Source organism: Muriicola sp. (genome assembly GCF_049669965.1).
Lineage (GTDB): Bacteria > Bacteroidota > Bacteroidia > Flavobacteriales > Flavobacteriaceae > Muriicola.
Genome location: NZ_JBATLB010000246.1, coordinates 1 through 9,666 on the forward strand (window position 1 = coordinate 1; position 9,666 = coordinate 9,666).

The 9,666-nt window shown below is 41.5% G+C and carries 6 protein-coding genes; 3 read left to right on the forward strand and 3 right to left on the reverse strand.

Translation table 11 applies throughout. The annotated features are described in order from the left end of the window. On the reverse strand, positions 1-1,588 hold a 1,588-nt coding region (locus WBM49_RS12530; protein ID WP_424372392.1), incomplete at its 3' end, for a Clp protease N-terminal domain-containing protein. Positions 1,589-1,848: 260 nt separating this feature from the next. Here WBM49_RS12530 and gyrA point away from each other — a divergent pair. Both gyrA and WBM49_RS12540 read left to right on the forward strand, forming a co-directional pair. Continuing rightward, a complete protein-coding gene (gyrA, locus tag WBM49_RS12535; RefSeq protein WP_424372393.1) occupies positions 1,849-4,380 on the forward strand; it encodes a DNA gyrase subunit A in 2,532 nt (843 codons plus the stop codon). Between the two features lie 30 nt (positions 4,381-4,410). Then, positions 4,411-5,676: a tetratricopeptide repeat protein gene (locus WBM49_RS12540; protein ID WP_424372394.1), complete on the forward strand. Its 1,266-nt coding sequence runs from the start codon at positions 4,411-4,413 to the stop codon at positions 5,674-5,676. A gap of 50 nt (positions 5,677-5,726) precedes the next feature. Here the strand turns inward: WBM49_RS12540 and WBM49_RS12545 are convergent, their stop codons facing one another. Beyond that, on the reverse strand, positions 5,727-6,494 hold the full coding sequence (locus WBM49_RS12545) for an NlpC/P60 family protein (RefSeq protein WP_424372395.1): 768 nt from the start codon (positions 6,492-6,494) through the stop codon (positions 5,727-5,729). Positions 6,495-6,500: 6 nt separating this feature from the next. Further along, the gene (locus WBM49_RS12550; RefSeq protein WP_424372396.1) at positions 6,501-7,676 is read right to left on the reverse strand and encodes an acetyl-CoA C-acyltransferase; all 1,176 of its coding nucleotides are present in this window, start codon (positions 7,674-7,676) and stop codon (positions 6,501-6,503) included. A 117-nt stretch (positions 7,677-7,793) separates the two neighbouring features. Here WBM49_RS12550 and WBM49_RS12555 point away from each other — a divergent pair. Further along, positions 7,794-9,666: HD family phosphohydrolase (locus WBM49_RS12555; protein WP_424372397.1), on the forward strand; the 1,873-nt coding region annotated here is incomplete at its 3' end.

Genomic DNA, 9,666 nt, shown 5'->3' on the forward strand with positions numbered 1-9,666 from the left:
GTTTATTGCTTTCTGTTTGTGCGATCTTGTTAACGGGGATACCACTCATCATAGACACCACATCGGCCACATTATCTTCTGATACGATTTCCCTGTGAAGTTTGCTGTCTTCTTCCCATTTTTCCTGGGCAATAGCAAGGTCTTTCTCCAATCGTTTTTCGTCATCCCTCAATTTGGCGGCTTCCTCATAACGCTGTTTCTTCACAACGGTATTCTTGAGTTCCCTTACATCATCTAATTGTTTCTCTAATTCGAGAATTTGTTTAGGGACGTCCATGTTCACAATGTGAACACGAGAACCGGATTCATCCAGGGCATCTATAGCCTTGTCTGGAAGAAAACGATCTGTCATATACCTATTGGTAAGCTTTACGCATGCCAAAATGGCCTCGTCCGTGTAGATCACATTATGGTGATCCTCGTATTTACCTTTTATATTCCGTAAGATCTCGATGGTTTCCTCAACCGTAGTAGGTTCTACCATGACCTTTTGGAAACGGCGTTCCAAGGCTCCGTCTTTTTCTATGTACTGCCTGTATTCGTCCAGGGTAGTGGCACCTATACATTGAATTTCACCCCTTGCCAATGCAGGTTTAAACATATTAGAGGCATCCAGGCTGCCGGTTGCGCCTCCTGCTCCTACGATGGTGTGGATCTCATCAATAAATAAGATCACATCATCATTCTTTTCGAGCTCATTCATCACCGCCTTCATCCGTTCTTCAAATTGGCCACGGTATTTGGTGCCTGCCACTAAAGAAGCAAGATCAAGGGTCACCACTCTTTTATTATAAAGAATCCGGGATACTTTTTTATTGATGATCCTCAGGGCCAGGCCTTCTGCAATAGCACTTTTACCTACTCCGGGTTCTCCAATGAGAAGCGGGTTGTTCTTTTTTCTTCTGCTTAAGATCTGCGATACTCGCTCAATTTCTTTTTCACGGCCTACCACAGGATCTAATTTGTTTTCTTCAGCCATTTGCGTAAGATCCCGGCCAAAATTGTCTAACACGGGGGTCTTGGACTTCTTGCTTCCTTTTTGAGCTGATCCTGAACCATAGGAAGCCTCTTTTCCTTCTGCAGGTTCGTCAGAATCGCTGGGGAAAGACTCAGAGGTAGGCGAATCAATATAATCATCATCGCTGGTGATCATAGATTTAAACTGTTCCTTTACTCCGTCATAATCTACTTTTAGTTTGTGAAGCAGCTTGGTGGTAGGATCATTTTCATTGCGCAGAATGCACAATAAAAGATGCGCTGTATTGATGGAAGAACTTTGAAAAAGTTTTGCCTCCAGAAATGTTGTTTTCAGGGCTCGTTCGGCCTGTCTTGTCAGATGTAGATTCTTTTTATCCTTTTGGGTGCTCCCTGGATTGGGATTCGCCGGACTCAATATCTCCACCTTACGTCTAAGATGGTCAAGGTCCACATCTAAAGCATCGAGAATGCTAATGGCCTTGCCATTTCCATCTCGGAGAAGACCCAACATAAGGTGCTCAGTCCCAATGAAATCGTGACCGAGTCTTAAAGCCTCTTCCTTACTGTAAGCAATTACGTCTTTTACTCTTGGTGAAAAATTATCGTCCATATAGTTTCCTTATAACACTTTAAAATTACTAAAACTTACAATAAGAACGTCAAATACCGTACCTATATTAGCTAAACATGGCCTAAATGACGAAAAAATGCTCGATTTACAAAAAAATTAACATGCTAATTATCAACTAAATCACCCTCTTGTCATGTTAATAAATTCTTCAATAAAGTCCATGTTTTATTCTACCTAAGCTATCATTTTGTGTATATTGCCCCGTTGTTTTAACTACTCAAAAAGAATAGGATTTTTATATGGCTGAAGGAGAAAAATTAATCCCGATCAACATTGACGATGAGATGAAATCTGCCTACATTGATTATTCAATGTCGGTCATAGTGTCACGAGCCTTACCCGATGTCAGGGATGGTTTAAAACCTGTGCATAGAAGAGTGCTTTACGGCATGCATGAATTGGGAGTTAGATCTGGCAGTGCTCATAAGAAATCGGCCCGTATTGTTGGGGAAGTATTAGGAAAGTACCACCCACACGGAGATACCTCGGTATATGATTCCATGGTGCGGATGGCTCAGGAATGGAGCTTGCGTTATATGTTGGTAGACGGGCAGGGGAATTTTGGTTCTATAGATGGGGATAGTCCGGCCGCCATGCGTTATACGGAGGCCCGGATGCGAAAGATCGCAGATGAGATGCTGACAGATATAGACAAGGAGACTGTGGATCATCAATTAAATTTCGACGATTCCTTACAGGAGCCTACGGTACTGCCGGCCAGAATACCCAATTTGTTAATAAATGGTGCTTCCGGAATTGCGGTAGGAATGGCGACTAACATGCCGCCTCATAATCTTACCGAGGTGGTAGATGGCACGGTGGCATATATTGACAATAACGACATTGAGATAGATGAACTGATTACCCACATCAAAGCTCCCGATTTCCCTACCGGGGGGATCATTTATGGCTATGATGGTGTCAAAGAGGCCTTCCATACGGGCAGGGGACGAATTGTCATGCGTGCCAAAACCTCATTTGAAGAGGTACAGGGAAGGGAATGTATCATAGTAACCGAAATTCCCTATCAGGTGAATAAGGCCGATATGATCAAAAAGACGGCAGACCTGGTTAATGATAAGAAAATAGAGGGTATTAGTAACATCCGTGATGAAAGTGACAGGAACGGGATGAGAATCGTTTATATTCTTAAACGCGATGCTATTCCTAATATAGTTCTGAATACGCTTTATAAGTACACCGCACTTCAGTCTTCCTTCAGTGTCAATAATATTGCCCTAGTAAAAGGAAGGCCTCAATTACTCAATGTAAAGGAGATCATTGGCTATTTTGTTGAACATCGCCACGAAGTAGTTGTGAGGAGAACCACCTACGACCTGCGGAAAGCCGAAGATCGCGCTCATATCCTGGAAGGGCTTATTATTGCGTCCGATAATATTGATGAGGTCATTAAAATTATAAGGGCTTCTTCCAATGCAGATGAAGCGAGGGAGAATTTGATGGAGCGTTTTAAACTGACGGAAATTCAGGCAAAGGCCATCGTGGAAATGAGGCTAAGACAATTAACCGGCCTTGAACAAGATAAATTAAGATCAGAATACGAAGATATCCTTAAAACTATTGAGGACTTAAAAGACATTCTTGCCAACAAAGACAGGAGAATGCAGATCATTAAAGACGAACTGCTTGAGATAAAGGAGAAGTACGGAGATGAAAGAAGATCTGAGATCAATTTTGCAGGAGGTGATCTGAGTATTGAAGATATGATCCCCGATGAGCAGGTGGTCATCACTATTTCTCATGCAGGCTATATTAAAAGAACTCCTTTGTCTGAATACAAAACTCAGAACAGGGGTGGTGTTGGGCAAAAAGCCTCTTCTACCAGAAATGAAGATTTCCTCGAACATCTCTTTGTAGGTACTAACCATCAGTATATGCTGTTCTTTACGCAAAGTGGGAAGTGTTTTTGGATGCGGGTATACGAAATCCCAGAAGGAAGCAGAACTTCTAAGGGTAGAGCAATTCAAAATCTGATCAATATAGAATCTGAGGATAAGGTAAAAGCCTTCATATGTACCCAGGATCTTAAAGATGAGGATTATGTGAATAGTCATTATGTGATCATGGCTACCAAAAAGGGTACGGTCAAAAAGACCTCTCTGGAGCAGTATTCAAGACCGAGACAAAATGGAATTATCGCCATAAATGTCCGGGAGGATGATGAACTACTGGAAGCAAAACTCACCACAGGTACAAGTCAGATATTTCTGGGTTTAAAATCTGGAAAAGCGATCCGGTTTGAAGAGAGCAAGACCAGACCTATGGGCAGAAGTGCCTCTGGGGTGCGGGGAATTACCCTGGCAAATGATAAAGATGAAGTAATCGGGATGATCTCTGTACACAACTTTGACGATGAGATTCTCGTAGTTTCAGAGCATGGGTACGGGAAGCGTTCCAGCATTGAAGACTACAGGATCACCAACCGCGGTGGAAAAGGTGTTAAAACCATTTCTATTACTGAAAAAACCGGTGGCCTGGTAGCTATAAAAAATGTGTGCGATTCTGATGACCTGATGATCATTAACAAATCAGGGATCGCAATTCGCATGAGTGTTGATGATCTCAGAACCATGGGAAGAGCAACCCAGGGAGTAAAACTTATTAATTTAAAGGATACCGATTCTATAGCTGCTGTAGCAAAAGTTATGAAGGATGAGGACAACCTGGAAGAAGTGGAACTGCGCGATATTGAAGTGAAAACTGATGATGGCACGGCTCTTGATAATACTGCAACGGAAACCGAAGAATAATTAATAAACACTAATAAAAATAATAAGACAATGAGAACTAAACTATTAATTTTAATGGCCATGACGTTTAGCATGGTAGCTTTTTCACAAAAGAATGAGCTTAAGGATGCTGAGAAAGCGTTAAAGAATGGAGATCCCGCAAGTGCCAAAGCAAGTTTAGAGGCTGCTTCCGGAATGATCAGCGGAGCAGACGAACGTCTACAGGCACAATACCACTTTATCCGGGGCGATGTGTATGCCGACCTTGCCAAAAAAGGAGATGTTGCTGCCTTTGATGAGGCAGTAAAGGCTTATAAAGAGGTTGTAAGTATAGAAGAAAAAAGTGGTAAGCAAAAGTATAGCGTAGAAAGCAATCAAAAGTTAATCGGACTAACATCCGATCTTATCAATGCAGCTGTAGAGGACAATAACAACAAGAAATTTAAGGAAGGCGCAGATAAATTGTACATGGCTTATAACTTAAGTCCAAGAGATACTATTTATTTGTATTATGCCGCCAGTAGCGCAGTTAATGGAGGTCATTATGAACAAGCACTGGGGTATTATGAAGAATTAAATGATCTTAATTACGATGGAAGTACCTTATCCTTTAAGGCTACAAACGTAGAAACAGGAGAGGTAGAGGAGATGAATGATAAAGTACAGATGGATCTTATGGTTAAGTCTGGTACTTATAAAGATCCTGTTCAGGAAAGATCCCCTTCAAAAAATGCTGAGATCGTTAAAAATATAGCCCTGATCTATACACAGCTGGGGATGGATGATAAAGCACTTCAGGCATATAAAAATGCGAGGGCTAATAATCCGGATGATGTAAACTTATTATTAAATGAGGCCAATCTTTACTATAAGATGGGGGATAAGGACACTTTCAAAACCCTAATGGCCCAAGCCTCCGATATGGCTCCAGATAATCCTGATTTGCAGTACAACATCGGCGTGATCAATATGGAGCAAGGAAATATAGAAGAAGCAAGAACTGCATACAAAAGGGCCATAGAGATTAACCCGGGATATGTTAACGCTCAATTAAATCTATCCACCACCTACGTCAATGAGGGGAATGGTTTGATCGACGAAATGAATAATCTTGGTAGTTCCAGAGCTGATATTGCTCGATATGAAGAGTTAAAAAAGCAAAAAGATGAATTATTCAGGGAAGGGGCTCTTCTCTTGGAAGATGCTTTAAAAGTAAATCCAGACAATCAGAGTATCTTATCTCAACTGAAGAACATCTATGGTGCCTTAGGGGATAATGAAAACTTTATGCGAGTTAAAAAACTGCTGGGAGAGTAAAACCCTCCTGCTTTACAATCTAAGCCCGGTCCCTAAGGATCGGGTTTTTTTTATAGGATTTTTTTTATCACTCTCAGGTGATGTGTGTAGCAACCCTCCTCAACATTGAAAATTCCTGTTTGGTCCAACCGGTCTATGCGAACGCATCCATAAGCGTGGATCACGTGATTATTCTGCATGATGATTCCTACGTGTACAATTTCTCCCGCTTCGTTGTCGAAAAAGGCAAGATCTCCGGGGGAACTTTCTTCAATAAAGCTTAATACTTCGCCTTCCTTAGCCTGAGCTTTTGCATCCCTCGGTAATTTATATCCGTTTAGCCTATACACCATTTGCACCAGTCCTGAACAGTCTATTCCAAAGGGAGATTTTCCACCCCATTGACACGGTGAATTCAAATATTGCAGAGCCGTAGGGACTAATTGATCTTTGGGTAGATTCCCACGTACTAATTCCCCTTCAAAAGTGTGCTTCAGGGCTCTGGCATTTTGGACCAAAGATCCCAATAGAACTGGTGTAAGTTGATTGTTGTGATGACTTACAAAAGCAATAAGATCGGAAGATAGGGCTGGGTTTTTTACAGCTTTAAGCTCTTTATAGGATTCTTTTGAAAGCGGGCTAACCTGATTTTTCTGTACCCACCCTTCTGTTCCATCAAAGGTGACCCGTATTTTATTCCAGTCTTTTCGGTGTTCAGTGATCTTAAAAAGATCGCCGTATAATAGTTGACTAAGCTGCTCACTAGTCTGGTCTGTATTTGCCCTAATTGGGACAATACTCAGCGCGCAGAGGCCGTAGTGATACTTTGTCTTTTGCAAGGATCCTTATTTACGTTCAAGGATAAGGGCAGAAGCTCCTCCACCGCCATTACAGATGGCAGCAGCACCTAATTTTCCCTTATTTTGCTGCAGGACACTTAGTAAGGTAATTACAATTCGCGCCCCGGAACAACCTAAAGGATGACCCAGTGCAACGGCACCCCCATGTACATTTACATTCGTATCCTTTAGTCCCAGTAACTTCATATTGGCCAAGCCAACCACTGCAAATGCCTCATTGAATTCAAAGAAGTCTATAGAGTTAATATCCAGATTTGCTTTGGCCAGTGCCTTTGGCAATGCTTTGGCAGGTGCGGTTGTAAACCATTTTGGTTCCTGGGCGGCATCGGCATAACTTTTAATAGTTGCCAATGGGGTTAGATGCAAGGTGGCGGCTTTTTCGGCGCTCATCAAAACCAGGGCAGCGGCACCGTCATTTATGGTAGACGCGTTGGCTGCAGTGACCGTTCCGTCCTTGCTGAATGCTGGTCGCAAGGAAGGGATCTTGTCCATTTTTACATTTTTAAATTCTTCGTCTTCAGACATTATAACGGGTTCTCCTCGCCTTTGTGGTATTTCTACGGGGACTACTTCATCAGCAAATTTACCATCACTCCAAGCCCTGGCAGCACGCTCATATGATTGGATCGCAAAGGCATCCTGATCTTCCCTGCTAAAATTATATTCGGTAGCGCAGAGATCGGCACAAACGCCCATCGCATTGTGATCGTACGCATCTACCAACCCATCTTTTTGCATTCCGTCTTCCAGGGTTGCCGGGCCAAATTTTTGACCATTTCGCATATGAACATAGTGGGGAATTAAACTCATATTTTCCATGCCGCCGGCAACAACGATGGAGGTGTCTCCAAGTGCAATAGATTGTGCAGCCTGCATAATAGCTTTCATTCCGGAAGCACAAACCTTGTTTACTGTAGTACATGGCACTGTATCTGGGATGCCAGCATAGATAGCTGCCTGCCGTGCAGGAGCTTGCCCTGTTCCCGCTTGTACTACATTACCCATGATTACTTCATCTACCATTTCAGGAGCAAGTTTAATTTTATCAAGGGCACCTTTGATAGCAATCGCTCCTAATTTTGGAGCTGAAATCCCGGATAATGATCCTAAAAAACTACCAATCGGCGTTCTGGCCACCGATACTATCACTACTTCTTTCATGGTCCAATAATATTTTGTTGCGAAATTAAGAAAATATCGTGCAACGAATAACCAATACCAAAGAAAAGACAGGGTTTGCCATTATATTTTCTATTTTTGAATGAGCAGTAAAACTATATGGAAGATTCTCTGGATAAGGTATACAAACATCAGTCGCTGATCTATAAGTATATCTTGTATTTTGTAACTATTGGATGTATTGTTTTCTTTTTCCCCAAAGGCGGAAAATTTAAATACGAATTTCAAAAAGGAAAACCTTGGCAATATGAGAATCTGTATGCTCCATTCGATTTTTCTATCAAGAAGACCTCGGAGGAATTGTCTCAAGAACAGGAAGCATTCAAGAAAAGGCAAATCCCTTATTATACCTATGATGCTTCGGTGGCCGATGAAGTTTTAAAAGCCTATGGGGAAACATTCACCACGGTATTTACCCCCCAGAATTTTTCAAATAACCAGTCAAGCAGACTTCAGAGCATTGGAGATGATATTCTTGGCGAACTCTATAAAAATGGGATATTTCAAAGTAGTCAGAGTACAAATTCCACTGAATATTTATACCTGGTTAAGAACAACGAGGCTCGTAGGATTCTTGCAGAGAATGTATATTTAATTGGGCAGGTAGATTCGGTAATTCAGGCCATCTTAAAGTCGCGTAGGGCCGGTCAATACTACTCTCTTTATCAGGAATTGTTTTTCGATATCGTAAAACCAAATGTTACGTATGATGCCGAATTGTCCCAAAAGGAACTAGATGATGAACTATCCAAAATAGCCACTACAAGAGGTTCAGTAGATGAGGGGAAGCTTATTATTGCCAAAGGAGAAGTGGTTGAGGCAGAGAATCTGATCATTTTAAATTCTCTAAAAGCCGAGTTTCAATCGGAGCTATGGACGGAAAACAATCAATATTTTATTCTGTTTGGGTATACAATTCTTGTAGCTCTGGTCTTAATGATGTTGTTCCTATTTCTTAAGAAGTACAGACCCTCTATTTACAGAAACAATGTAAAGGTTACCTTTATCTTCTTTAATATTTTGTTGATGGTATTTCTTACCACCCTGGTGGTGAAATACGATGAAGCCTATGTATTTGTGGTCCCCCTCTGTATCCTGCCCCTGATTTTAAAGACCTTCTTTGATGCAAGACTGGGGTTGTTTGTCCACGTGCTTACGGTTCTTATCCTGGGTTTTGTGGTGCCTAATAGTTTTGAATATATCTTCCTACAGATCATAGCCGGGATCGTTACGATCTTAACAGTTTCGGAATTGTACAAAAGGGCAAATCTGTTTATTTCCGTTGGCCAGATCACGCTGATCTACATTGTCGGTTATTTTGCTTTTCATATAATCCACGAAGGAAATCTGGACAATATACAATGGTTCACTTTTGGATTCTTCTTTTTAAACGGAATGATCACCCTCTTTGCACAACCTCTGATCTACATTTACGAAAAGATATTTGGGATGGTCTCTGATGTTTCATTATTAGAATTGTCTGATACAAATTCTAAGCTTTTAAAAGAACTTTCTAACAAGGCCCCAGGTACCTTTCATCATTCCCTTCAGGTCGCTAATTTGGCGGAGGCAGCTGCAAATGCTATCGGAGCCAATGCCATGTTGGTAAGGGTAGGCGCCTTGTACCATGACATAGGAAAGATGAATAATCCCACCTATTTTACGGAGAATCAGGTTACCAATGTAAATCCTCATGATGATATAGATCCGAAGGACAGTGCACGGATCATTATTAATCATGTCATTGAAGGAATAGAAATGGCTCAAAAGTATAATCTCCCTGATCGGGTGATCGACTTTATCAGGACGCACCATGGTACTACCCGTGTCTATTACTTTTACAAAAAAGAGCTGGAAAGAAATCCGGATACTGATGAAGCCAACTTCAGATATCCTGGTCCAATACCGTTCTCAAAAGAAACTGCTATTCTAATGATGTCAGATTCGGTGGAGGCAGCCTCTAAAAGCCTGG

Excerpts from the sequence above, each read along its gene's own strand:
- WBM49_RS12550 (WP_424372396.1), bottom strand. The coding sequence starts at position 7,676 with ATGAAAGAAGTAGTGATAGTATCGGTGGCCAGAACGCCGATTGGTAGT.
- gyrA (WP_424372393.1), top strand. The coding sequence starts at position 1,849 with ATGGCTGAAGGAGAAAAATTAATCCCGATCAACATTGACGATGAGATG.
- WBM49_RS12540 (WP_424372394.1), top strand. The coding sequence starts at position 4,411 with ATGAGAACTAAACTATTAATTTTAATGGCCATGACGTTTAGCATGGTA.